The sequence below is a fragment of the Neorhizobium sp. NPDC001467 genome (genome assembly GCF_050275975.1).
Lineage (GTDB): Bacteria > Pseudomonadota > Alphaproteobacteria > Rhizobiales > Rhizobiaceae > Neorhizobium.
In genome coordinates this window covers 1-23,453 of the sequence record NZ_JBNNPS010000010.1, presented here as the reverse complement: position 1 = coordinate 23,453, position 23,453 = coordinate 1, and the positions used below count along the sequence as shown (strand labels likewise).

Annotated in this window: 25 protein-coding genes and 1 tRNA gene; 5 read left to right on the top strand and 21 right to left on the bottom strand. The window is 62.5% G+C overall.

All coding sequences use genetic code 11. The features are described from left to right. Window positions 1–275 precede the first annotated feature (275 nt). From fliF to ACQKKX_RS17130, 12 genes are all read right to left on the bottom strand, one after another. Window positions 276–1,970 (bottom strand): flagellar basal-body MS-ring/collar protein FliF, encoded by a 1,695-nt coding sequence (gene fliF, locus ACQKKX_RS17185; protein WP_427572339.1) that lies wholly within the window; start codon window positions 1,968–1,970, stop codon window positions 276–278. 116 nt (window positions 1,971–2,086) lie between these two features. After that, window positions 2,087–2,476, bottom strand: coding sequence for a chemotaxis protein CheT (gene cheT, locus ACQKKX_RS17180; RefSeq protein WP_427572337.1), 390 nt, complete (start codon window positions 2,474–2,476; stop codon window positions 2,087–2,089). 78 nt (window positions 2,477–2,554) lie between these two features. Then, window positions 2,555–3,112, bottom strand: coding sequence for a chemoreceptor glutamine deamidase CheD (gene cheD, locus ACQKKX_RS17175; protein ID WP_427572335.1), 558 nt, complete (start codon window positions 3,110–3,112; stop codon window positions 2,555–2,557). Then, a complete protein-coding gene (locus tag ACQKKX_RS17170; protein WP_112727551.1) occupies window positions 3,109–3,498 on the bottom strand; it encodes a response regulator in 390 nt (129 codons plus the stop codon). Before ACQKKX_RS17170 ends, cheD begins: the two co-directional genes overlap by 4 nt. Beyond that, window positions 3,499–4,536 carry a protein-glutamate O-methylesterase CheB gene (gene cheB / locus ACQKKX_RS17165; protein ID WP_427572333.1) on the bottom strand — a complete coding sequence of 346 codons (1,038 nt, stop codon included), beginning with the start codon at window positions 4,534–4,536 and terminating at the stop codon, window positions 3,499–3,501. Continuing rightward, window positions 4,533–5,441: a protein-glutamate O-methyltransferase CheR gene (gene cheR / locus ACQKKX_RS17160; RefSeq protein ID WP_427572331.1), complete on the bottom strand. Its 909-nt coding sequence runs from the start codon at window positions 5,439–5,441 to the stop codon at window positions 4,533–4,535. Before cheR ends, cheB begins: the two co-directional genes overlap by 4 nt. Beyond that, entirely contained in the window at window positions 5,438–5,905 is a 468-nt protein-coding gene (locus tag ACQKKX_RS17155; protein ID WP_427572329.1) for a chemotaxis protein CheW, read from the bottom strand. The genes cheR and ACQKKX_RS17155 overlap by 4 nt, the downstream gene beginning before the upstream one ends. A gap of 30 nt (window positions 5,906–5,935) precedes the next feature. Continuing rightward, complete coding sequence (locus ACQKKX_RS17150) at window positions 5,936–8,170, bottom strand: chemotaxis protein CheA (protein ID WP_427572328.1); 2,235 nt, start codon at window positions 8,168–8,170, stop codon at window positions 5,936–5,938. Window positions 8,171–8,186: 16 nt separating this feature from the next. Next, window positions 8,187–8,552 carry a chemotaxis response regulator CheY1 gene (gene cheY1, locus ACQKKX_RS17145; RefSeq protein WP_112727556.1) on the bottom strand — a complete coding sequence of 122 codons (366 nt, stop codon included), beginning with the start codon at window positions 8,550–8,552 and terminating at the stop codon, window positions 8,187–8,189. Continuing rightward, entirely contained in the window at window positions 8,549–8,848 is a 300-nt protein-coding gene (locus tag ACQKKX_RS17140) for an STAS domain-containing protein (RefSeq protein WP_427572326.1), read from the bottom strand. Before ACQKKX_RS17140 ends, cheY1 begins: the two co-directional genes overlap by 4 nt. Window positions 8,849–8,896: 48 nt before the next feature. Next, the gene (locus ACQKKX_RS17135; RefSeq protein WP_427572324.1) at window positions 8,897–10,492 is read right to left on the bottom strand and encodes a methyl-accepting chemotaxis protein; all 1,596 of its coding nucleotides are present in this window, start codon (window positions 10,490–10,492) and stop codon (window positions 8,897–8,899) included. 619 nt (window positions 10,493–11,111) lie between these two features. Further along, window positions 11,112–11,261, bottom strand: a complete 150-nt coding sequence (locus ACQKKX_RS17130; protein WP_427572322.1) for a hypothetical protein — start codon at window positions 11,259–11,261, stop codon at window positions 11,112–11,114. Here ACQKKX_RS17130 and mprF point away from each other — a divergent pair. The 5 genes from mprF to ACQKKX_RS17105 all read left to right on the top strand — a co-directional run bounded on the left by mprF (window position 11,260) and on the right by ACQKKX_RS17105 (window position 18,544). Further along, window positions 11,260–13,860 carry a bifunctional lysylphosphatidylglycerol flippase/synthetase MprF gene (gene mprF / locus ACQKKX_RS17125; protein ID WP_427572320.1) on the top strand — a complete coding sequence of 867 codons (2,601 nt, stop codon included), beginning with the start codon at window positions 11,260–11,262 and terminating at the stop codon, window positions 13,858–13,860. The genes ACQKKX_RS17130 and mprF overlap by 2 nt on opposite strands. Beyond that, entirely contained in the window at window positions 13,857–15,230 is a 1,374-nt protein-coding gene (locus ACQKKX_RS17120; protein ID WP_427572319.1) for a virulence factor family protein, read from the top strand. The genes mprF and ACQKKX_RS17120 overlap by 4 nt, the downstream gene beginning before the upstream one ends. Window positions 15,231–15,413: 183 nt before the next feature. Next, window positions 15,414–16,046, top strand: a complete 633-nt coding sequence (locus tag ACQKKX_RS17115; protein WP_427572317.1) for a TerC family protein — start codon at window positions 15,414–15,416, stop codon at window positions 16,044–16,046. 39 nt (window positions 16,047–16,085) lie between these two features. Continuing rightward, window positions 16,086–17,297, top strand: coding sequence for an amidase (locus ACQKKX_RS17110; protein WP_427572316.1), 1,212 nt, complete (start codon window positions 16,086–16,088; stop codon window positions 17,295–17,297). Window positions 17,298–17,302: 5 nt separating this feature from the next. Further along, entirely contained in the window at window positions 17,303–18,544 is a 1,242-nt protein-coding gene (locus tag ACQKKX_RS17105) for a TIGR03862 family flavoprotein (protein WP_427572315.1), read from the top strand. A 3-nt stretch (window positions 18,545–18,547) separates the two neighbouring features. Here the strand turns inward: ACQKKX_RS17105 and ACQKKX_RS17100 are convergent, their stop codons facing one another. From ACQKKX_RS17100 to ACQKKX_RS17060, 9 genes are all read right to left on the bottom strand, one after another. Next, window positions 18,548–18,781: a hypothetical protein gene (locus ACQKKX_RS17100; RefSeq protein WP_427572314.1), complete on the bottom strand. Its 234-nt coding sequence runs from the start codon at window positions 18,779–18,781 to the stop codon at window positions 18,548–18,550. A 159-nt stretch (window positions 18,782–18,940) separates the two neighbouring features. Next, window positions 18,941–19,016, bottom strand: a tRNA-Phe gene (locus ACQKKX_RS17095). Between the two features lie 192 nt (window positions 19,017–19,208). Next, on the bottom strand, window positions 19,209–19,406 hold the full coding sequence (gene yacG / locus ACQKKX_RS17090; RefSeq protein WP_427572503.1) for a DNA gyrase inhibitor YacG: 198 nt from the start codon (window positions 19,404–19,406) through the stop codon (window positions 19,209–19,211). A gap of 116 nt (window positions 19,407–19,522) precedes the next feature. Next, complete coding sequence (locus ACQKKX_RS17085) at window positions 19,523–20,143, bottom strand: Maf-like protein (protein WP_427572313.1); 621 nt, start codon at window positions 20,141–20,143, stop codon at window positions 19,523–19,525. Window positions 20,144–20,152: 9 nt separating this feature from the next. Further along, a complete protein-coding gene (gene infA / locus ACQKKX_RS17080) occupies window positions 20,153–20,371 on the bottom strand; it encodes a translation initiation factor IF-1 (protein WP_004435948.1) in 219 nt (72 codons plus the stop codon). Window positions 20,372–20,527: 156 nt separating this feature from the next. Then, on the bottom strand, window positions 20,528–21,007 hold the full coding sequence (locus tag ACQKKX_RS17075) for a low molecular weight phosphatase family protein (protein WP_427572310.1): 480 nt from the start codon (window positions 21,005–21,007) through the stop codon (window positions 20,528–20,530). 4 nt (window positions 21,008–21,011) lie between these two features. Further along, window positions 21,012–21,485: a UPF0262 family protein gene (locus tag ACQKKX_RS17070; RefSeq protein WP_427572308.1), complete on the bottom strand. Its 474-nt coding sequence runs from the start codon at window positions 21,483–21,485 to the stop codon at window positions 21,012–21,014. Window positions 21,486–21,488: 3 nt separating this feature from the next. After that, window positions 21,489–22,787: a histidinol dehydrogenase gene (gene hisD / locus ACQKKX_RS17065; protein WP_427572306.1), complete on the bottom strand. Its 1,299-nt coding sequence runs from the start codon at window positions 22,785–22,787 to the stop codon at window positions 21,489–21,491. A 94-nt stretch (window positions 22,788–22,881) separates the two neighbouring features. Further along, window positions 22,882–23,313: a DUF2948 family protein gene (locus ACQKKX_RS17060; protein WP_427572305.1), complete on the bottom strand. Its 432-nt coding sequence runs from the start codon at window positions 23,311–23,313 to the stop codon at window positions 22,882–22,884. Window positions 23,314–23,453: the final 140 nt, after the last annotated feature.

The window sequence follows — 23,453 nt, the reverse complement described above, 5'->3', positions numbered from 1 at the left end:
AGTTCGCAATCGTCAGCATGATTCACGATTGAGCACCGACCCGCGGTAAACATGACCTCCACGAACACAACCATTCGCCGCAACGAATCACTGCATTGTAGGAATCCGTAAAGGAATTGCTATCGCCGCTCCGCGATTAATGCTGTGCACTGCACAAGTCTGCGGGCAGGTGTGGCTGTCACCACCACTGTTTCGCCGCAATGACCAACGAGTCTGGACCGAAAAAAGGGGCCGACTTGCGTCGACCCCTGTTATCACGAAGGCGTGAATCTGCCTCAGGCGGCGCGATCGACAGCCCATTTGCGCAGGATCTTGGCTGCACGTTCTTCCGAAATCTCGACCATGCGCGACAGACGCTTTTCCGGGCCTTCCTTGACGCGACGGTTGAAGCCACCGTTCGGATCGTCGCCGCCACCGAAGACATCGTCCGAGCTGTCGAAGCCGAAGTCCGCGCCGAACCCATCCATCAGCGCAGGGCTTGCCGTGCCAGGGGAGAAGTCGGGCAGTTCCAGGCCGAGACCTTCTTCGGCAAGTTCCCCTGCCGGAGCGGCGCTGCTGCCGCCACCGGCGACGCTGCGGATCATCGGGCGCAGGCCAAGCCAGACCACCAGGAAAGCGACCAGGACGAAGGCAAGCGAGTTGATGATGCCGCCGAGATTGCGGTTGAGCACATCCGCGAAACCCGGGCCGGAGGTGACGGCTTCTTCGAGCAGCTGGTTTTCGAGGAAGTCCATCGCCGTCAGCGTCACCACGTCGCCGCGCTCCGGATTGATGCCGGCCGCCGATGCGACGATCTTCTGCATCTCGGCGAGATAAGCGTCGATCTTGGCCTGATCGACCGGTTCGCCGACAAGCTTGCCGATACGACCCTTGTTGACGACGACGGCGACCGAGATCTTTTCCAGCTTGTAGCTGTTGCGCGTAGTTGCGACCGTCTTGGAATTGATTTCGTAGTTGGTCTGTTCTTCGCGCTTGTCGGACTTGTCGGAAGATTGCGGACCGTTGGCGCCCCCCGTTTCCGGTGCGGCCTGCGGCACGTTCTGCTCGACAGTGGTGGCCGAGTCGTTCTGCTGCTGCTGCGACTGCTGGTTTTCGCGGGTGGTGCGGACCGAGCGCTCGACGCGCGATTCCGGATCGTAGACGGTTTCCTGGATCTGCTGGCTGTCGGTGTTGAGTGCGGCCGTAACGCTGGAGCGGAAATTGTCCATGCCGAGGAAGGGGGCGAGCGCCTTGTCGATATTCTGTTCGACTTCCTGCTGCACCGACTGGACGATGTTGAGATTGCGGCTAAGCGCGCTGTTGCCGTAGTCGTCGCCCGAGGCGAGCAGCTGGCCGGTGGAATCAAGGATCGTCACGTCGTCGACGTCGAGGCCGGGAACGGCAGAGGCAACGAGGTGGCGGATCGAGGACGCGGCCTTTCGACCGGTGGTCGTGCTGGCGCGGATCATCACCGATGCGGTCGGCTTTTGTCCGGCGCGGCGGAAATTGCCGACATCGGGCATGACGATGTGGACGCGGGCCGCGGCGACGCCGCTGATCTGCTGGATCGAACGACCGATTTCGCCTTCAAGCGCGCGAACGCGGGTCACTTCCTGCATGAACGACGTGAGGCCGAGCGAGCCGACCTTGTCGAACAGTTCGTAGCCGGCATTGGCGCTGTTGGGCAGGCCGCGTTCGGCCAGCATGATGCGCGCCTTGCTGGTCATGCCGACTGGAACGGCAATGCTTTGCCCATCGGCACCGACCTGGAAATCCATATTGCTTTCGGCAAGCGCGATCGAGACCTGATTGAGGTCCGTCGTCTCGAGACCGACATAAAGATTTTCATAGGCCGGCTTATTGACGAACATGGCGGCCGCAATGACGATCGCCATGGACACGATACCGACGCCTGCCAGCGCCAGCAGTTTGGTCTGGCCTAATGACGTGATATTTTTACCGATTTGCTGAAATTGAGCTAACAGATTCATTCTGTTCCCGCATCATGAACAAGAGTTTTGAGCCTTATGCCCAATGGCACCCTAGTTCGCGAAGCTTGTGCGAGCGTTTCGCTTGCGGGACAGATACCCCCGAAAGTCAGGGTTTATTAGAAGAAGTCGAAATCTCCGGCGACCTTGCTCAGCGGCTGCGAATGACCGTGACGCAGTCCCTTTCCGAGCGCCTTTTGCATGTCCGCGAGCTTGACGAGACTGAGCGCGGTGGAGACATCGACCATCCATTCCTGCGGAATGGAGGCGGTGATCGTGTCGATGAATTCGGCCAGACCGCGGGTCTTCTGCACGGCCAGGTCTATGCCCTGGATGATCTTGATCGTTTCCGCCGACATGCCGGCCTCGGGACCACCAATCTCGAGCAGCTGCGGCTCGATCCGCTCGATCAGATAGGCGACATCGTGCAGCTCGGTGACGAGGCGCATCAGGACGTCGGGCAGCGCTTCCTCGAGGGAAGCGGATGGCGGCGGCATAAGGTCGTTCATGGCTTTCCTCAAAATTGGCAGGCAAAAGATCGCAGCGGCCCCCGCCCCCAACGATCCGACATATCGTAATAAAAGATTTCAAAAAAATTCGATTGAGTCTTCGACCGGCTTGGGGGCCGGTTTGGGAATGCGCTGCTCGGCCGCGACGGTCTTTTGGGTTTCCGCGCCGGTCAGCGGATACTGGCGAGCCCGGCCGCTGACGGGCCAGTATTCGAGCTTGCGTCCGAACTCTCCGCCCGTCGACGCGCCGACCACGGTAATGCCTTCGTCGCGCAAGAATTCGGCGGCGAAAGCAGCATTCTGTTCCCCCACATTGGAGAAGCTGGCAATGGTCTTCGCGCCGCCGAAGATCTTGGCTTCCAGCCGTTCGCGTCGGGCGCCCTTCTTCAAAAGCCCGTTGATCAGCAGTTCCATGAGATGCACGCCGTAACGGCTTGCATCTCCGCCTCCGTTCATGGCACCGCCGGATCCGGGCAGGAGAAAGTGGTTCATGCCGCCGACGCCGGCGACAGGATCACGAAGGCAGGCAGCCACGCACGAACCCAGGATCGTTGAAAGGACGATGTTTGGATCGTCCACGACCTTGAATTCGCCCTGGATTATATGGACTCGCTTGGCACCCGCCAGGTCATTCATTTAAGGGCTCCGAATACTGCCTCGATGGCAGCCTTCATCTTTTCGATGGTAAACGGCTTGGCCAGAACGTTGTTGGCGCCAAGCTGGGCAGCCCGCTGAACCAGCGCGCGGTCGCCCTGCGCCGTCAGGATGATGAAGGCGGCCTTCTTGGTGTTGGGATTGGCGCGAACGGCCTGCAGGAAGCCGATGCCATCCATGTTCGGCATGTTGAAGTCCGAGATGACCAGGTGATGCGGCTGCTCGCTCATGATCTTCATGCCCTGGACGCCATCACCGGCAGCGGTGATCTGCTTGAAGCCGAGCTGGGTCAGGGCGTCGCTGAGCAGGAGGCGGCTGGTGACCTGATCGTCGACGATCAGAACTTTGATTTTTTCAGCGATAGACATTTATTCAGTACCTTCTTTGCGGGCGGCGGTTAATTTCAAAACTTCCTCACCGATGGAGCTCAAGGGCAGCTGGGTCTCAACCGCCCCTATTTCGTATGCGACCCGCGGCATGCCGTAGACCACACATGTCTTTTCGTTCTGGCCCACCGTGCGCGCGCCGGCCTGGCGCATCTTGAGCAGGCCCGAGGCTCCATCGCGGCCCATGCCGGTGAGGATGACCCCGACGGCATTGCGACCGGCCAGTTCGGCGACCGAATCGAACAGCACATCCACCGACGGCCTGTGGCCGTTGACCGGATCGCGCTCGACCAGTCGGCAGACCGGAGCGGACGGATTGACCACCTGCAGGTGCCGATCGCCACCGGGCGCCAGATAGATCTTGCCGATCTCCAGCCGGGCACCATCGGTGGCTTCCTGCACAACAGGCGCACAGATACGATTAAGACGTTCTGCAAAACTTTTGGTAAACGTCGACGGCATGTGCTGCGTAATTACTGTCGGCGGGCAGTTTTTTGGAAAGTTCTGAAGTACTGTTATGAGCGCCTCCACCCCGCCGGTAGACGAGCCGATGGCGACAACCTTACGGCCGACCTTGTATTCTGTCGTCGGCGTCACGGCGGCGGCCGGGGCTGCGCTGCGGCGAAGGGTGGAGCGGGCAGCCGCCTTGACCTTGTCGGCGAGATCGCCAAACGGACGCACGTCACCCGGCGCGGGCTTGCCGACGCAGTCGAAGGCGCCGATTTCGAGCGCCGCAAGCGTCGCATTGGCGCCGTGATGGGTCATGGCCGAGACCATGATGACCGGCATGGGCCGCAGCCGCATGATCTTGTCGAGGAATTCCAGCCCGTTCATGTTGGGCATCTCGACATCGAGCGTGACGACATCGGGATTGAGTTCCTTGATCGCTGCGCGCGCTTCCATGGCATCGCCGGCCTGGCCGATGACGCTGACGTCAGGATCGGAATTCAGGACCGCGGTGATGAGGCCGCGCATGGTGGGCGAGTCATCTACGACGAGAACGCGTGCCGGCATGCTCAAGCTCTCCTTCCTGCACCCTTACCGGTATAGCGGTAGGTGGTTATTCCGATGTTATCGAAAAAGTTCTTCGAATCCCCCGACACACGCTCGGAATGGCCGATATAGAGGTGCCCGCCTTCGGGAAGCAGGGTGGAAAAGCGCGTCCAGATCTTCATCTGCGTCGGCTCGTCGAAGTAGATCACCACATTGCGGCAGAAAATGACGTCGAAACCGCCTTTGAACGGCCATTGCGCCATCAGGTTCAATTCGTTGAAGGTGATCAGTTTCTTGACACGGTCATCGACCTGGAACTTGCGGCGCCCGCCGGCATCGACATCGCGGAACCATTGCTTGCGCATGGCCGGCGAGACGGTCTCCAGGGCATTTTCGTCGTAGACGCCGGCGCGCGCCTGCGCCAGGATCTTCGGGTCGATATCCGTCGCCAGAATGCGGAAGTCGTAATCGGCGACATTCGGCATCATCCCCAGCACGGTCAGCGCGATGGAATAGGGCTCCTGCCCGTCGGAACAGGCAGCGGACCAGATGCGCACGCGGCCGCCAGAGCGGGCACGGTTGAGAAGGCCCGGAAGAACCTCGTCGCGAAGATGTTCGAAATGGTGGTTCTCGCGGAAGAAGCGGGTGAAATTGGTCGTCAGATGCGACAGCATTTCACGTCGCGGTCCCGCACCTTCCGGCGAGGAAACCAGCGCGCAATATTCCCGAAAGCCGCTGAGACCCAGGTTGCGGATATGTTTCGACAGGCGGGAATAAACCAGCGACGCCTTGCTGTCGTTCAAGTAGATCCCGGCATCGGCATAGATCATCGCGGCAATATCAGCGAGGTCCTTGCGCGACAGCGGGTATTCCCCGCTGGCGAGGATCTCGTCGGGTGACTGCCGGCTATCCAGGGCGCTCATCGCCTTCATGCGGCTTCGCTTTCGGTCTCGGGGAACAGGGAATCGAGTTCAATCATGCAGATCATGCGCTTTTCGATCGCGAGAATGCCCCGCGCATATTGCTTGACCAGGTCGGACGCGACTTCCGGCACCGGCTGGATGTTTTCCTGCGTGACGGTGAGGATGTCCGACACCGCCTCGACAAGAAGACCGACGATGCGCGAGCCGACCTGCGACACGATGATGACGTGGCGGGCGGTCGGCTCGGTGCGGCGCATGCCCAGACGGGCGGAGAAATCCACGATCGGCAGGACCGCGCCGCGCAGATTGATCACGCCGATGACGTAGGAGGGCGCGTGCGGCATGGGCGTGGCTTTCGTCCAGCCGCGAATTTCGCGCACCGCCATGACATTCACGCAAAATTCCTGATCGCCAACGCGGAACGCGATGAGTTCCCGGTCACCCTGAGCAAGATTTTTCACGATATACGACATGCTACGTTTCCGTCTGTTGAGACTTTGCTATCAACCGGCCGCTGCCAGCGACACGTCCGCCTTGAGGGCGCCACCATCCTGTTTCATCGACTGTCCGCGCGAGGCGCCCACGACCGCATCGACATCCAGGATGAGTGCGACCCGGCCATCCCCGAGGATGGTTGCGGCAGCGATGCCCGGAACATGGGTGTAGTTGGCTTCGAGCGACTTGATGACGACCTGACGCTGGCCCTGGATGGCATCGACCATGAGGGCGCGCTGACCGCCGCCTTCCGATTCCACCAGCAGCGCCACGCCTTCGACCGGGTTTGCCTGGGTGGCGCGGAAGTTGAGGATGCGACCGACATCGACCAGCGGGCAGAAGGAGTTGCGGATCGAGATCAGGCGCTGGGTGGCGCCGAACGAGTGGATGGCAGACGCTTCGGGCTGAAGCGTTTCGACGATTGCCGTGAGCGGCACGACCAGCGTCTGGCCGGCGACCGTGACGACCATGCCATCGAGGACGGCGAGCGTCAGCGGCAGGCTCATGGTGAAGGTCGAGCCGAGGCCCGGACGCGAGGAGATCGAGATACGACCGCCGAGTGCCTGGATCGAACGCTTGACCACGTCCATGCCGACGCCGCGGCCGGAAATGTCGGAGATCTTGTCGGCGGTCGAGAAGCCCGGCGCGAAGATGAGGTTGTCGATTTCCTCGTCCGACAGGTTGGCATCCGGGGAGATCAGGTCGTTGTCGATGGCCTTCTGGCGCACGCGCTCACGGTTGATACCGCCGCCATCGTCGATCAGTTCGATCAGGATGCGGCCCGAACGGTGCTTTGCCGAAAGCTTGATCGTGCCTTCCGGATCCTTGCCGGCGGCCTCGCGCTTTTCGGGGCTTTCGATGCCGTGGTCGACGGCGTTACGGATCATGTGGGTGAGCGGCTCGGCGATCTTGTCGATAACCGTCTTGTCGACTTCGGTGTTTTCACCTTCGGTGACAAGACGGATCGACTTGCCGACCATGTCGGCCACTTCGCGGACGATACGCGACATGCGCTGGAAGACCGGCTTGACCGGCTGCGCACGGATGGCCATGACCGAGTCCTGAATCTCGCGGGTGAGCTGCTGCAGCTCTTCGAGACCCATGTTGATGGACGAGGTGCCATTCGTGTCGTTTTCGACGACGCTCTGCGAGAGCATGGCCTGGTTGATGACAAGCTCGCCGACGAGGTTGATCAGGCGGTCGACGCGATCGAGGTCGACGCGGATCGTCTGGCCGGCGGCGTTGGCGGCAGCCGCAGCATTGTTGGCGGCGGCAGGGGCCGGAGCGGCAGCCGCTTCCTTCTTTTCGACGCGGGCAGCGGCGGCGGCCATCTTGGTTTCGGCCGGTGCTGCGGCAGCAGCGGCCGGTGGAGCGGCGGGCTCGTCGTCGAGCGCCGACAGATCGAATGGAACCGGCACCATCGGCAGTTCTTCAGCGGCTTCCGCAGCCAGTTCCTTCACCTCCAGATCGCAATCCCATTCGGCGAATTCGAAGACGGACCGGATATCCTCCTCGGTCTTGTCGGTCGTGATGGAAATCGTCCAGGAAAAATAGGTCTCTTCCGGATCCATCTTTTCGAGCGAAGGCAGGGCATCGATATCGCAATTGATGGCCATGCTGCCGAGACGCGACAGGTCGCGCAGAAGCAGAGCCGCCTCGTTACCCTTGGAATACAGCTCGCGACGCGGCTTGAAGGTCACTTCGAAGACCGCCTTGTCGGCATCGTCGTCGCCGCCGAAATCGTCATCGAACGAGAACGGGACCGGCTGGAAACCGCTGTCGTCGGTCGGCGCGGGTGCGGCGGCAACCGGTGCGGCTGCAGCCGACTTCGGGGCCTCGGCAGCACCACCGCTCGGCATTTCGCCCTTGGCCAGCGCTTCAAGTTCCTTGACGAGCGTGCGCGAACGGCTTTCGTCGACGCTGCCGCCATCACGCGAGGCGGTGACGAGGTCGGCCAGAACGTCGGCCGATTTCAGCATGACCTTCAGAACGTCCTGATTGGGCTCCAGCTTGTTGGAGCGCACGCAGTCGAGAGTGGTCTCGAAGACGTGAGCGAACGAAACCAGGTCGTCGAGACCGAAGGCGCCGGCGCCGCCCTTGATCGAGTGGACGGCACGGAACACCGCATTCACCGTTTCCGGGTCGCGGTCGCCATCATTCAGCTTGAGAAGACCGGATTCCAGTTCGGCGAGCTGTTCCTCGCATTCCTGGAAAAAGATCTCTTTGATTTCGTTCATATCCATTTCAGGAATTCCCGTATCAGGCGGTTACACGCTCAATCGCATCGATCAGTTTTGCAGGGTCGAAGGGCTTGACGATCCAGCCCGTCGCACCGGCCTGGCGGGCGCGGTTCTTCTTTTCCGCATCGCTTTCCGTGGTCAGGACCAGGATCGGGATGGCGCGGTACTTTTCGTTGCGACGAACGCCTTCGATGAAGCCGAAGCCGTCGAGACGCGGCATGTTGATGTCGGTGACGATGACGTCCGGGTTGCAGCCTTCGAGCACTTCGAGGCCTTCGACGCCGTCTTCGGCCTGAATGGTTTCAAAACCGGCATTGTTGAGGGTAACCAGAAGCATGTTCCGGATCGTTCTGGAATCATCCACTGTCAGGACTTTTTTCTTCACTGCCGGATCTCCTTGGCGAGCAGATGTTCAATATCGATGCCGATGAGCTGCATCGTCTTTTCGAAAGCCTCCGAAACCTTTTCGAAGACAAAATTTTTCTTGTCGGTTTCCCAGGTCTTGGCCGCGGCCAGAATGACCTGGACGCACTGGACGCCGACGCGCTCGACTTCGGAAGCGTCTATTCTGACGTCCTCGCCGCGCATGTTGGTCAACTGGCCATGCAGGACCGACGCTTCGTTGAGGTCGAGTATGGGAACCAGCTTGAGGCTTCCCTTGTCTGCTTTCTTGCTCGCCATCAGCCGATCCTTGTCGTTGGCATAAAAAGAAAATTGCTTGTCGGCATCTCAGCCCCTGAAAGCGGCGAGTTGCGCCGAAAACAGCTGATGCACCGGGTTATGGTATTCTTCGGCTTCGCCTTCTGCCTGCTGCAACTGGACGCGCGGGGTTGGGCGATTGGCCTTTTCATGGGCCTGGCGGGCAATGCGAAATTCGCGCACCGTCTGGCCCAGTTCGAGAATGACGGTATGCAGTTCGTCGGCATTGGCACCGGAGCGCGACGCGATATCCGCGGTCGCCAGGACGCGTTGCCCGATCCCGCCGATTTCGCCGCTGAGGCGATCGAGACACTGCGCCTGTTCGCCGCTATCATGGGCTATGCCGGCAATGCTGTCGTTTATGTCGGAGACCTGGCGGACGATGCCGGCAATGGCATCCTGCGTGCGATGAACCATGTCGACGCCGGCGCCGACCTGGGTCTTGGTGCCGGACACCAGCGTCTTGATCTCGCGGGCGGCATCGGCCGAGCGCTGCGCAAGCGCGCGCACTTCCTGAGCGACAACGGCAAAACCGCGACCGCTCTCGCCGGCACGCGCCGCCTCGATACCGGCGTTCAGCGCGAGAAGATTGGTCTGGAAGGCAATTTCGTCGATGACGCCGATGATCTCGCCGATCTTTTCCGCCGATTGTTCGATGTCGGTCATGGCGTTGATGGCGCGACCGACGATCTCGCCGCTTTCCTCAACCGATTTGCGGGTCTCGCTTGCCGCCTGTTCGGCGGCAACGGTACGGCTGGCGGTATCGCGGAAACGGATGGTCAGTTCGCGCAATTCACCCGAGGTATCGGCAAGATGGCGGGCATGTTCGGCCGTCTCGGTGGCAACGGTGCGGGCGTCGGCGATGAGGCCGCCGGACAGCGCATCGATGCGGCTCATCCTGTCGCCGACGGTTTCGATCGCGCCGCGCATGGCCTCAGCGGCCTGATTGAGAATGCCGGCCAGTTCCGAATAGACATCCGGCACGTCGCCTTCCACGCGCGCCGTCAGATCCTTCATCGAGAGAGCGGAAGCAAAATCGAAGAACGTATCGACAGCCTGGGCCTGATCGCCCTTCCGCTGTTCCTGCGCGGAGCGCTGGTGGCGCTGGCGCAACTCGTTGAAACGCAGCGAGACGGCGATCTCGACATCGACCATGACGAGGCGGATGACAGCGGCGATGGCTTCGGAGATTTCCTGGTCGCGACGGCGCGCGCCCGGCAGAAGCGACTTTGCACCGATCTGTTCGACCAGTGCCGCCACCAGATGTTCGAGCATCACCGCATGACCGGCCACATGCCAGCGTGGATCAAGGCCCATGCGGCTTTCGGCGTCAGAAAGAACTTTTACCCGCTCGGCATAGAGCGCATCGAAGCGGGCATCGGTCAGCACGCTCCAGTGGGAGGCCTGCAGGTCATGCAGACGATCGAGCTGGCGTTCGTTTTCGAAATTGCGGGCGGCATCGGGGAAAGATTGGAAACGGAGAAAAAGATCGCGCAGGCCCGTCTGCAGCTGCTCTTCGAGCATGGGGCGGAAACGGCGCAGCAGATCGCACTGGCCGGCGTCGAGACCGGCAAAGGCTAGGCGGTCACGCAGGCTGCCCGCCTGTGCGCTTCTCGCCTGATCCATTGGCGTATCCTGCCCCAAAATCCAGTCCCCGTTGACGTTCCGACATGGTCGGATGGCTGCACTTTCGATCGTTCCCCACTGCCGGCCTGCCCGAGCCTGCCGTGATGCGGCCGACCGTTCGAAGAACCCTACGCGGAACCCTTGGCGCACTCTGCGCGCCTTTCGCGTTCCGGCCGCCAGGCCCCTTGGCAATGTCATGATGGATACCGGATCGGAACCGGTACGACGTCGGCGGCTTCATGCCTGACGGTCGGACGCAGGTCCGGCCATTCGCCGTGTGTCCTCATATGTATGGTTAATTCCTTGCCCGAAGGTTAATGAACGGTGCAACGGAGAGGTCTTTTACGCGTAAACTTCGACCGATAGATGCTCGGAAAATTTTTCAAAGTGCAAACAGGTAAGCTTCGAGCAAGATTGAGGTCCAATACTACATCATCCTCAGGCCATGACGCCATCAGAGAGAGAGCAATGATTGTTCTTCAAGCATGCGCAATGTTTATTTCTATCGTATTCCTGCTTGCAATGGCACAGATCCTTAGACTGGATCAGAAGCGCACGGCGGCATCGCGCCGTATTCTGTAACGGCCATCGTCCGCGCCGCATTTCCATTCGATTGCGCTCATGAACCGATCCAGCCCGCACCCGACTGTTCTTTTCCCGGCCGAAATTCCGCCCGATTGAAAAGGGATTGCTTGCCCTGAATTGCCGTTGGGTTAAACACGGAATTCGCGCAGCCGTTGATCAGGTGCCCCGTGACGCTCTCAAACATGCCCGCCTCTCCAGACGCTGCAGCCGGCGCCGTCGAACGCCGTCCGCTTCTCGTAGCGCTGCTGCGCTTCAGGACCTATCTTGCCTCGCTTGCCGTGATCGCGGTGTTCGGCCTGATGACCGTCGCGGTCTACAAGCTGACGCAGGAGGTTCGTTACGACGAGGTGCTCGATGCCCTGTCGCAGACGACCTGGACCTCCATGGCACTGGCAGTGCTGTTTACCGCCATCAGTTTTGCGGCGCTGATCTTTTACGATTTCAACGCACTCGACCATATCGGCCGCAAACTGCCGCCGGTGCCGGTGGCGATGACGGCGTTCAGCGCCTATGCGATCGGCAATACGGCGGGCTTCGGCGCATTGAGCGGCGGCGCCATCCGCTTCCGCACCTATTCCCGGCTCGGGCTGACGCCTGAGGAGATCGCCCGCGTGATCGCCTTCGTCACGCTGGCTTTCGGCATCGGGCTTCTCGCCGTGGGCGCCTTCTCCGCGCTTGCGACCGCGCCGCGCCTGGCCACCGTGGCCGGCATGGATACCGGTCTCCTGCGGCTGATCGCGCTTTCGGTCATCGCCGTTCTCGCCGTGCTGATGTTTGTCGGCCGCAACGGCCGGGTCGTCACGCTTGGCAAGCTGAAGCTGCGCCTTCCCGACACGCTGACCTCTTCGCGCCAATTCCTGATCACGGCAGCCGATATCGCAGCGTCCGCTTCCGTGCTCTATGTGCTGCTGCCGGAAACCAATGTCAGCTGGCCCACATTCTTCGCCATCTATGCGACGGCGGTCGGACTGGGCGTGCTCAGCCATGTCCCGGCGGGACTTGGGGTGTTCGAGACGGTGATGCTCGGGGCGCTCGGCAATGCCATCAGCCTCGACGCGCTGCTCGGCAGCCTTGTGCTCTACCGGGTGATTTATCACGTGCTGCCGCTGGTGATCGCCGTGCTGCTGGTTGTCGGTGCCGAACTGCGCGAGGCGATGCAGCATCCGGTCGCCAACGACATCGGCAATATGGCCGTGCGACTGGCGCCGCATCTGCTTTCCGCCTACGGGCTCATTCTCGGCGCCATGCTGATCTTTTCCAGCGTGACGCCGACGCCGGATACCAATCTCGATTTTCTGTCCGCCTATCTGCCGCTGCCGGTCATCGAGGGCGCGCATCTGTTTTCGAGCCTGCTCGGCCTCGTCCTCGCCATCGCCTCACGCGGGCTCGGCCAGCGGCTGGACGGTGCCTGGTGGGTGTCGCTGATCTGCGCGATCGGTGCCTTCGTGCTTGCCTTCCTGAAGGGCATTGCCGTGGTCGAAGCGACCGTGCTTGCTCTCTTCATCTTCGCGCTGATCCTCAACGTCAAACGCTTCAACCGCCCGGCATCGCTGTTCGGCCAGGCATTGAGCCCGGCATGGCTGGCGGCCCTGCTGGTGATCATAGCCAGCGCCGTGACCATCCTGTTCTTCGTCTATCGCGATATCGATTACAGCCGTGATCTGTGGTGGCAGTTCGAATTCGATCAGGAAGCCCCGCGCAGCCTTCGCGCGCTTCTGGCGCTGACGCTTTCGGCCTCGGCCATCGCCTTCTTCAGCCTGCTGCGTCCGGCCTTCAGCCACCCGGAAGAATTGCAGCCGGACGATCTGGAGAAAGCCGTGGCGATCGTCGGCACCCAGGATCTGGCCGATGCCAATCTGGTACGCATGGGCGACAAGCGGGTGATGTTTTCCGACAGCGGCAAAGCCTTCATCATGTACGGCATCCAGGGGCGGTCGTGGATTGCGCTTGGCGATCCGGTGGGCGCGGCGGACGACACAGCAGACCTGATCTGGCGGTTCGTGGAGACGGCACGCGCCGCCGGTGGCCGCGCCGTTCTCTATCAGGTCTCGCCGTCGCTGCTGTCCTACTGCGCCGATGCCGGCCTGCGTGCCTTCAAGCTGGGCGAGATGGCGTCCGTGAACCTGCCCCATTTCGAACTCAAGGGCGGCCGTTTGGCCGGTCTCAGACAGGCGCTCAGCAAGGGGGTCCGCGAGGGACTGGAGTTCTCGATCGTGGCGCCGCCCGATGTGGCGCCGATCCTTTCCGAACTGCGGGCCGTTTCCGACGCCTGGCTGTCGGAGCACAATACCCGCGAAAAAACCTTCTCGCTGGGCGCGTTTACCGACGACTACGTCACCGCTCAGCCGGTCGCGCTTTTGCGCAAGGAAGGCCGTGTCGTCGCGTTTGCCACCATCTTCGTGACCTCGACCAAGCATGAGGCGACGGTCGACATCATGCGCTTTGCCCCGGACGCGCCGAAAGGATCGATGGACTTTCTCTTCGTCAGCCTGCTGGAACAGCTCAAGAGCGACGGATACCAGGTCTTCAATCTCGGCATGGCGCCTCTTTCCGGCATGTCGAAACGCGAGATCGCACCGGTCTGGGACCGTATCGGCGGCACGATGTTCGAGCACGGCGAACGGTTTTACAACTTCAAGGGCCTGCGTGCCTTCAAATCGAAGTTTCATCCGCGCTGGCAACCGCGCTATCTTGCCGTTTCCGGCGGCACCGGCGCGGTGCTGGCGCTGATGGATGTCACCCTCCTGATCAGTGGAGGTGTTCGAGGAGTGGTCGGCAAATGAACCGTTTCGTTTCCCTGATGATCTGCGCAGCCCTTGCCGGCGCGAGCGCCCTGCCCGCAAGCGCGCAACAGGCCGCAGCCGGCTACGATACCGGCCTCATCCCTTCTCCCCACATCTTCCAGCCGAAGGGCGAGGTCACCGCCAGCGTGTTTCTGATTTCGGACGCAGCCGGCTGGGGGCCTGCGGAAGAGAAACAGGCGCAGGCACTGACGCAGAAAGGCGCGATCGTCGTCGGCATCGACTTTCCGTCCTACATGGCCTCGCTGGCCAAGGACAGTCAGGACTGCATCTACACGATTTCCGATATCGAATCGCTTGCCCAGCAGGTGCAGCGCGCGCGCGGCAACAGCCGATATCATCGTCCGATGCTGGCCGGCATCGGCGCCGGCGGTGGTCTGGTTCTCGCCATGATCGCCCAAAGCCCGTTCGCCACGATCGACGGAGCGATCGCCGTTAATCCGCTCGCGCGCGTTCCGCTGACGAAGCAATTGTGCACCCCGGCCGCCAAGACGCCGGTCGAGGGCGGTATCGTCTATGCCCTGACCGAAGGACCGCTTCCGGCGCCGGTCACGGTCGTGCTGTCGCCGCAGGCCGATGCGCAGGGCAAGGCGCATGTCCGCGATCTTGAAAAGACCTGGAGCGAGATCGAGGTCGACGAGAACGACGGCGATCCGAACGAGCTCCTGGCCGCCACGCTGTCGGACCAGATCGATGCCGCCGCCGGCACCGACCAGCCGCTTGGCCTGCCGCTGACCATCCTGCCCGCAACGCCGACCCTCGATACGCTGGCGATCATCTATTCCGGCGACGGCGGCTGGCGCGACATCGACAGCGAGATCGGCGAGACGCTTCAGGCGCAGGGCATTCCGGTCGTGGGCATGGATGCGCTGCGCTATTTCTGGACCGAGCTGAAACCGCAACAGGTGGCCGACGATCTCGAGCGCATCATCCGCACCTACCGGCGCGAATGGAACGTCAAGCATGTGCTGCTGATCGGTTATTCCTTCGGCGCGGATGTGCTGCCGGCGACCTATAATCGCCTTCAGGCCGATCCCAAGGCGAGCGTCGTGCAGATGTCGCTGCTCGCGCTTGCCCGCGAGGTGGATTACGAAATTTCCGTCACCGGGTGGCTGGGTGTCGCCGGCGAGGGCAAGGGCGGCGACAGCATCGTGGATCTGGGCAGGATCGATCCCAGGATCGTCCAGTGCATCTATGGCACGGAAGATGACGACGACCCCTGCCCGACGCTTGCGTCATCCGGGGTCGAAACGGTGCGCATCGAAGGCGGCCACCATTTCGACGAGGATTACAAGGGCCTTGCCGAGCGCATCCTTGCGGGATTGAGGACACGTCTGGACAGGAAGCCCTGACGAACCCTGTCCATGTCAAGTTTTCGCTTGCCATCCTCACGCAAATGTCAGTACCCGTGACCGTGGAGTTCAAGAGCCCAAACCCGTAGCGACAGCACGGATCATGCCGTTTCGAGGCAAAATGCCGGCATGATGCCGACCGCTTGCGGCCCGCAGGCTCCAGAGGAGAAGGTACGTCACACTATGGAAATCTTCACAGCTGCCGGTTTTGCAGCGCTGTTGCAGGTCATTGCAATCGATCTGGTTCTGGCGGGCGACAACGCCATCGTCATCGGACTTGCCGCCGCCGGCCTGCCGGCCGAGCAACGCAAGAAAGCCATTCTTGTCGGCATCATCGCAGCGACCGTGCTGCGCATCGGCTTTGCCGCCGTGACCGCGCAGCTTCTGGGCATTGTCGGCCTGCAATTCATCGGCGGCCTGCTGCTGGCCTGGGTCTGCTGGAAGATGTGGACCGAACTGCGCTCCGCCGACCACGCCGCCGAAGATGCCGAGAACGCCGCAGCGGCGGCTGAAACGCGGGTCGAGAAGACATTCGCACAGGCGGCCATGCAGATCGTGATCGCCGACGTTTCGATGTCGCTCGACAACGTCCTGGCTGTGGCCGGCGCGGCCCAGGACCATACGACGGTGCTCATCATCGGCCTGGTCATTTCCATCGCGCTAATGGGGCTTGCCGCCAATCTCGTCGCCCGCCTGTTGCATCGCCACCGCTGGATCGCCTATGTCGGCCTGGCCGTCATCGTCTATGTCGCGGCAACGATGCTCTATCACGGCTGGGAGCAGATGTGGCCCTATATCCAGCAATGGATGGCCTGACGCGGAAAGACAGCCATCAGACCGACAAGGAAGGCGCCCATGACCGACAGTCCGGACACCGTGAACGCCTTTCTTGACCGCCCGCCGCTGCGCGACCTGCCTTTCGACGGGCATTCGGGCCCGCTCGCCGGGTTGACGCTGGCGGTCAAGGATATTTTCGACGTCGCCGGAGACCGTACCGGCTGCGGCAACCCGCAGATTCTCGAGGCCTCCGTGCCTGCCGCCGCAACCATGCCTGCCGTGCAGGCCCTCATGGATGCCGGCGCGCGCTATGTGGGCAAGACGCAGACCGACGAACTTGCCTTCTCGCTGATGGGTCAGAATGCCCATTTTCCCCATCCGATCAATTCGGCGGCGCCGGACCGCGTCACCGGCGGCTCGTCCTCGGGCTCGGCGGCAGCGATCGCCGCGCGCCTTGTCGATATAGCCTGCGGATCCGACACGGGCGGTTCGATCCGCGCGCCGGCGAGCTTTTGCGGATTGATCGGCCTGCGCACCAGCCATGCGCGCATTCCGATGTCCGGCGCCATGCCGCTTGCCGCGAGCCTTGATACATTCGGCTGGTTCGCGCGTGACGCTGCGGTATACGAGGCCGTCGGTGCGGTGCTGCTGGGCGAAGACCCCCATGACGAAACGCTGGTCCGCGCCATCGCCGTGCCGGCGCTCGATGCGGTTCTGCCGGGCGCTGCGGAAACGGACGAATATGCCCGTATGCGCGATGCCGCACGCCCCATCCTCGGCACGCCGCGCATCGCGACGATCGCGCCCCCTTTCGGCATTGACGGCCTCTACACCTTGTTCCGCAGGATACAGGCCTATGAGGCATGGGCGGCGCATGGCGCTTGGATTTCGCAGACCGACCGAGAGCTTGGACCCGGCGTGCGGGACCGCTTTGCCTACGGCGCGCAGATCGACATCGCCCGTTACCGGCAGGACATGGCCGACCGCGCCGTCTTCCGCGACTATCTCGCCGATCTTCTAGGTGGCGACGGCTTCCTCGTTCTTCCCACTGTGCCGGGCGCAGCACCGCTGAAGGACCTCTCCCTGGATGCGCTGCAGGGTTACCGCGAACGGGCGCTCAGGCTGCTTTGCTGGGCCGGACTTTCCGGGTTTCCGCAGATCACCCTGCCTCTGGGGCGTGTCGATGGCGCGCCGTTCGGCATTTCCCTGCTGGGGCCGGCCGGCAGCGATCGGCAATTGATCGCGCTCGGTCGATCGCTGCTGAGCGCCAGTGGCCAGGACGGCGGCTGACCGGCATGGCGACGAACACCAAAGACGGCGCGCGGATCGCTATTATCGGCGGCGGCCCGGCGGGCCTGATGACCGCTGAAATCCTGTCCGCCCGCGGGCATGCCGTGCGCGTCTACGAGGCGATGCCGACAGTGGCGCGCAAATTTCTGCTGGCAGGCAAATCCGGTCTCAACATCACCCATTCCGAAGCCTTCGAGACGTTTTGCGGGCGCTACGGAGAGGCCAATGACTGGCTGCACGCGTCGCTGCAGGCGTTCACGCCTGATGACGTTCGCGCCTGGGCATCCGATCTCGGGACGGAAACCTTTGTCGGCACGTCGGGCCGAGTGTTTCCAACCGTCATGAAGGCCTCGCCATTGCTGCGGGGCTGGATGGCGCGGCTGCGCCAACAGGGCGTGGAGATCATGACCCGCCATCGCTGGGCGGGCTTTGAGGGAAACCGTCCGGTGATCGAGACGCCGGATGGCCCCTTGATCCTTGAGGCGGATGCCGTGCTGCTGGCGCTTGGCGGCGCAAGCTGGCCGCGGCTCGGCTCGGACGCTGCCTGGGTGCCATGGCTCGAAAGCCGCGGCGTGGAGATTGCCCCGTTCCGTCCCGCCAATTGCGGCTTCGACGTTGCCTGGAGCGACCATTTCCGCGACCGCAATGCCGGCGCCCCAGTCAAGTCGGTGACCGTGTCCGTTGCCGGCAGCGACACGCTGCCCGGTGAATTCGTGATCTCCCGCCACGGCATTGAAGGCAGCCTCGTCTATGCCTTTTCAGGCAGCCTTCGCGAGCGCCTGCGCATGACGGGGAAGGCGGCGCTGGTGCTCGACCTGATGCCCGGACGCAGCCAGGATCGGCTGGCGCGCGATCTTGCCCGCCAGGATCGCAAGGCGAGCCTTTCCAACCGGTTGCGCAAGGGGGCGGGCCTCGACGGCACCAAGGTGGCGCTGCTGCGCGAACTATCGAGCGCCGGCACGCTTGCCGGTCACGAGATGCTGGCAGCACGGATCAAGGCCCTGCCGGTACCACTCGTCGCGCCGCGTCCGATCGCCGAAGCCATCTCCTCAGCCGGCGGCATTGTCCGCCATGCGGTCGATGAAGGCTTCATGCTGCGGGCTTTGCCTGGCATGTTCGTGGCCGGCGAGATGCTGGACTGGGAGGCGCCGACCGGCGGCTATCTGCTGACGGCCTGTTTCGCGACCGGCCGCACTGCCGCAGCCGGCATCGAGACCTGGCTGGCATCGCGGCCCGCCGGCGCATAAACCCTACAGCCCGACCACCCGCCATTTGCCGTCGACCATCTCGACGGCTGCCTTGTAATGATGGCCATGGGGCGATTCCAGCACGACGTCATGCTGTTCGACGGCCCGCACGAGGATATCGCTGTCGCCGCCGATCGGGCTCGGGTAGATCCGCTTGCTGCCGCGCACGCTTTCGAAATGGATATCGCCAGATACCTCGTGACGCGACCCGTCTTTCAGCACGATCTGCCATGTCATATGCATTCTCCTCCGACATCGCGGCGCGGCAAGCGCGTGATGCGCCGGCCCCTCCCCCGCGAATGCGTCAGGGTCGCGCCCGGGCGGCTGCATGTCAAGCATGGCCGCAATATGGAATGGACTATATACGGCGACAGCAGGGGTTCTGATGTAGAAAAATGGTGCCCGGAGGCGGATTTGAACCACCGACACGCGGATTTTCAATCCGCTGCTCTACCAACTGAGCTATCCGGGCATCTGGGCTTTCGTCAAGCCTATCAGCCGCTTCCGGCTGACCGGAGGTCGTTTCCCCCGGGAGCGAGCGGGGTTATAACATCTTGTTCGGCCATGGCAAGCGCTCCATTGCACTTTTTTGACGGTTCCGCACTTTTAGCGGACATGCCCTGTGCAGAAGCGGAAAAAGCGCCGGTCGCACCGAGGCTTGGGGTCAGCGCTCGTCGACGTCGTCGGCCTTTGCCTCGTCATCGGCGACCGGAATGGCATAGGATCCGCTCAACCATTTGGACAGATCGAGCGTGCGGCAGCGGTCCGAACAGAAGGGGTAGTGGTCGCGTACCGACGGCTTGTTGCAGACCGGGCATGGCATGGTCTTTCGCAACGGCTCGACCTTGCCGCCGGTCCTGATCGGATCAGACATGTTCATCCTTTCAATCGGGTTATAGTCCCCTTCCGCATACCGGCTGCAGAGAGGCGCGGGCGGCATGGCGCCGGAATGGAGCCGGCCTTTGCGGCGACGGGATATTATCCCTCGGCCCAGCCCGCGGTCACGTCGAAACCCTCGCCGGACAGAAGTCCGAGCGTCTCGTACAGCGGCAGGCCGACGACATTGGTATAGGAGCCTACCAGTTTCTGCACGAAGCCGCCGGCAATGCCCTGGATGGCATAGGCACCGGCCTTGCCGCGCCACTGGTCGGAGGCGAGGTAGTGGTCGATCTCGAGGCCGGACAGACGCTTGAAGCGCACCTTGGTCTCGACGACGCGGATCCGGGCCTGACCACCGGGCGTGACGAGGCAGATACCGGTATAGACCTTGTGGCCGCGGCCGGACAGGAGATGCAGCGCCGAGGAGGCTTCGTCGGAATATTCGGTCTTCGACAGAATGCGCCGACCGACGGAGACCACGGTGTCGGCCGAGAGAATGTAGCTATGGCGCCATTCCAGATCGCCCTTGAGGACAGCGAGAGCCGCCTCGGCCTTTTCCGTTGCCAGCCGGCGGGCCAGCGAGCGCGGATGCTCGGACTTTTTCGGGGTCTCGTCGATATCCATCGGCATCAACCGAGCCGGCCTGATGCCGGCCTGGTTGAGCAAATCGAGCCTGCGCGGAGAGCCGGAGGCCAGGATGAGCTTCTGTTCCTGCGCCATGAGGCCCGCTTACTTGAAGCGATAGGTGATCCGACCCTTGGTCAGATCATAGGGCGTCATTTCCACCAGCACCTTGTCGCCGGCGAGAACACGGATGCGGTTCTTGCGCATGCGACCGGCGGTGTGAGCGATGATCTCGTGTTCGTTTTCCAGCTTCACGCGGAATGTCGCGTTCGGCAACAATTCCGTCACGACGCCCGGGAATTCGAGAACTTCTTCTTTAGCCATCTAGAGCTTGTCTTCCTGTTTTTTTGAATGCGGAATAGGCCGCCGGACCGGCAGCCTTGGAAATTTGCGCGGAAACTACACAATCAGCGCGGCTTTGTGAACATCGATTCTCCGTCTTATGCAGCGCGCGGTCAATTCGTCGCCCGCCGCCAGCTATCACGGCGTTTGCGCGCGCCGCGGCAGCCCACGAGCAAGACGTTCGTCGATCAGCGCCCAAAGCCGATCACGCACGGCGCGATACGCCTCCAGCCGCTGCTCACGCGATCCGGTTTCCACCGTCGGATCCGGCGTCGGCCAGTAGATCACCTCGACGGAACTGGACCGTGTCAGTTCCAGGGCCGCGTGATGCGCCTCGGGTGCCAGCGTGATGATCAGGTCGAAAAAGTCGTCCTCGAGGTCTTCCATGGTGCGCGGCGTGTGGCGCCGCAGCTCAAGGCCGAGCTCTTCCAGCACGACATCGACGAAGGGATCCGCATCGCCGGCCCGCACGCCGCCCGACTGGATATAGATATCGTGCGGCAGGAGATGTTTTGCAATCACCTCGGCCATGGGCGAGCGAATGGCGTTCATGCCGCAGACGAACAGGATCGCATTCGGCCGTTCGACATGGGTTTCGAAGGCAGCGGCGGTCGGCATGACCCTAACCCTTCCAATAGAGCACGCTGACCAGCGTGAACAACCGGCGCGCGGTATCGAAATCCACCTCGATCTTGCCCTTCAGCCGGTCCTGCAGGGTTTCCGATCCTTCGTTGTGAACGCCCCGGCGGCCCATATCGATCGCCTCGATCTGGCTTGGGGTAGAGGAGCGGATGGCCTCGTAATAGCTTTCGCAGATCAGGAAATAATCCTTGATGATGCGGCGGAACGGCGTCAGCGACAGGATATGGGTTGCGACCTCGCCGCCCTCCTGCGTGGTGATGACAAAGACCAGACGCGGACCGTTGACGGCGATGCTGAGGCAATAGGGCCCGCCGTCATGGCCGATCGGCTGAAAACTGTTTTCTTCAACGAGATCGAAGATGGCGACGGCGCGCTCATGCTCGACATCCGGCGTCGACCGGCCGACACTGCCGTCGAGGACGATGTCGCAGAGCCGGAAGTCGCCAGCCGCCATGGCTCAACGCTCCCGGTTGAGCCGGATGGCGACGGAACGGGCATGGGCATCGAGCCCTTCGGAATGGGCGAGCGTGATCGCGGCAGGGCCAAGCGCGCGCAGCTGTTCCGGGCCGAGCCGCAGAATGGATGTGCGCTTGACGAAATCGAGCACGCCGAGGCCCGACGAGAACCGCGCCGAACGTGCGGTGGGCAGGACGTGGTTGGAGCCGCCGACATAATCGCCGATCACTTCCGGCGTGTGGCGGCCGATGAAGATCGCGCCGGCATTGGTGATACCGGCCATCAGCACATCGGGATCGGCCACGGCCAGTTCCAGATGCTCTGCCGCGATGCGGTTGGCAAGCGGTATGGAGGCTGCCAGATCATCGACCAGGATGACGGCGCCGAAATCGCGCCAGCTGGCGGCGGCGGTTTCGGTGCGGGACAGCGTCTTCAGCTGGCGCTCGACGGCCGTCTCGACGGCGCGGCCGAATTCGGCATTGTCGGTGATGACGATCGACTGCGCGCCGGCATCGTGTTCGGCCTGGGCCAGAAGGTCGGCGGCAATCCAGTCGGGATCGTTCTCGGCATCGGCAATGACCAGCACTTCCGAAGGCCCGGCGATCATGTCGATGCCGACCGTGCCGAATACCTGACGCTTGGCAGCGGCGACATAGGCATTGCCGGGGCCGACGATCTTGGCGACCGGCGCGATCGTTTCCGTGCCATAGGCGAGTGCCGCGACAGCCTGCGCGCCGCCGACGCGATAGATTTCCGTGACCCCGGCGATGCGGGCAGCGGCCAGCACCGCGGGATTGATGGCACCGCCACCGGCCGGCACGACCATGACCATGCGCGGCACACCGGCGACACGAGCCGGCACGGCATTCATCAGAACCGAGCTCGGATAGCTCGCCGTGCCGCCCGGCACATAAAGCCCGACCGCCTCGATGGCCGTCCAGCGCGAACCGAGACCGACGCCGATCGCATCCTCGTAGATGTCGTCCTTCGGCATCTGGCGGGCATGGTGTCTTTCGATGCGTTCCGCCGCGAGCTTCAGCGCGTCGAGCACTTGCGGATCGGTGGCGGCGACGGCGGCATCGACTTCGGCCTCGGTGACGCGCAGCCCGACCGTATCGAGATCGACCTTGTCGAACCGCAGCGAATAATCGGCAAGTGCTGCATCGCCGCGCGCCTGCACATCCTTGACGATATCGCGCACCACCGCATTCACATCTTCCGACACTTCCCGCTTCGTCGTCAGGAAGGCCTTGAACTGCGCCTCGAAATCCGCTGCCCGTTGCTCAAGCCAGATTGCCACTCGTCATCCCCTTTCACATCTTCCTGCAACGCCTAACGACGCCGATGGCGTGAATAAAGACACTGCGACATTCATGCTGCCTGCCAGCCGCCCGTCAGGCGTGGTTCGGCCTGTTGGTGGTTTCCCAAGCGCCGCCTGTATCGGCAAGCTGCGCCTCGATGCATTCGACATCGAGACTAATGGCGGCCTCGCCCGCAAGCGTCAGCTCGATCGTGCCCTCCGGCCCTTCGCCCTTCTGCTCGAAGCGCACTGCCAGCAACGCATGCACGGCCGCGTCATCGCCGCGGCTGACGCCGAGCGAGCGAACTGCCTGCACGCGCTTGAACACCAACAGCGCACGGCGGCGTTCATGCCCCCTGGCGCGGCGATCGCTCTTTTCCCAGACGAAGCGGTTGACGGCGAGCGAAAACTGCTGGCGCCTGGCATCCCAGACGATATCCGGCGCCTTGAACACGCTGTCCTGCATATGCGCCGAGACGATATCGAGATCGTCCTTGTCCATGGCCAGCAGCCTGAGATCGCTCATTGCGAGTTCCATCCTTGGCGGCGCTTTTCCGAAGAAGAGCGCATCTTTCACACGGTTCTGGAAATAGAATGGCATGCGACGAGAAGCAACAGCAATGCTCAGGCGATCGCGGGTGATAGCCGTGTCGCGCGCTCTTGAAG

Coding starts and splice junctions, on each gene's coding strand:
- fliF (WP_427572339.1), bottom strand. CDS start 1,970: ATGAATCTGTTAGCTCAATTTCAGCAAATCGGTAAAAATATCACGTCA.
- cheT (WP_427572337.1), bottom strand. CDS start 2,476: ATGAACGACCTTATGCCGCCGCCATCCGCTTCCCTCGAGGAAGCGCTG.
- cheD (WP_427572335.1), bottom strand. CDS start 3,112: ATGAATGACCTGGCGGGTGCCAAGCGAGTCCATATAATCCAGGGCGAA.
- ACQKKX_RS17170 (WP_112727551.1), bottom strand. CDS start 3,498: ATGTCTATCGCTGAAAAAATCAAAGTTCTGATCGTCGACGATCAGGTC.
- cheR (WP_427572331.1), bottom strand. CDS start 5,441: ATGAAGGCGATGAGCGCCCTGGATAGCCGGCAGTCACCCGACGAGATC.
- ACQKKX_RS17155 (WP_427572329.1), bottom strand. CDS start 5,905: ATGTCGTATATCGTGAAAAATCTTGCTCAGGGTGACCGGGAACTCATC.
- ACQKKX_RS17150 (WP_427572328.1), bottom strand. CDS start 8,170: ATGGATATGAACGAAATCAAAGAGATCTTTTTCCAGGAATGCGAGGAA.
- ACQKKX_RS17140 (WP_427572326.1), bottom strand. CDS start 8,848: ATGGCGAGCAAGAAAGCAGACAAGGGAAGCCTCAAGCTGGTTCCCATA.
- ACQKKX_RS17135 (WP_427572324.1), bottom strand. CDS start 10,492: ATGGATCAGGCGAGAAGCGCACAGGCGGGCAGCCTGCGTGACCGCCTA.
- mprF (WP_427572320.1), top strand. CDS start 11,260: ATGCCCGCCTCTCCAGACGCTGCAGCCGGCGCCGTCGAACGCCGTCCG.
- ACQKKX_RS17130 (WP_427572322.1), bottom strand. CDS start 11,261: ATGTTTGAGAGCGTCACGGGGCACCTGATCAACGGCTGCGCGAATTCC.
- ACQKKX_RS17120 (WP_427572319.1), top strand. CDS start 13,857: ATGAACCGTTTCGTTTCCCTGATGATCTGCGCAGCCCTTGCCGGCGCG.
- ACQKKX_RS17115 (WP_427572317.1), top strand. CDS start 15,414: ATGGAAATCTTCACAGCTGCCGGTTTTGCAGCGCTGTTGCAGGTCATT.
- ACQKKX_RS17110 (WP_427572316.1), top strand. CDS start 16,086: ATGACCGACAGTCCGGACACCGTGAACGCCTTTCTTGACCGCCCGCCG.
- ACQKKX_RS17105 (WP_427572315.1), top strand. CDS start 17,303: ATGGCGACGAACACCAAAGACGGCGCGCGGATCGCTATTATCGGCGGC.
- ACQKKX_RS17100 (WP_427572314.1), bottom strand. CDS start 18,781: ATGACATGGCAGATCGTGCTGAAAGACGGGTCGCGTCACGAGGTATCT.
- ACQKKX_RS17085 (WP_427572313.1), bottom strand. CDS start 20,143: ATGGCGCAGGAACAGAAGCTCATCCTGGCCTCCGGCTCTCCGCGCAGG.
- infA (WP_004435948.1), bottom strand. CDS start 20,371: ATGGCTAAAGAAGAAGTTCTCGAATTCCCGGGCGTCGTGACGGAATTG.
- ACQKKX_RS17075 (WP_427572310.1), bottom strand. CDS start 21,007: ATGCCGACCGCCGCTGCCTTCGAAACCCATGTCGAACGGCCGAATGCG.
- ACQKKX_RS17070 (WP_427572308.1), bottom strand. CDS start 21,485: ATGGCGGCTGGCGACTTCCGGCTCTGCGACATCGTCCTCGACGGCAGT.
- ACQKKX_RS17060 (WP_427572305.1), bottom strand. CDS start 23,313: ATGAGCGATCTCAGGCTGCTGGCCATGGACAAGGACGATCTCGATATC.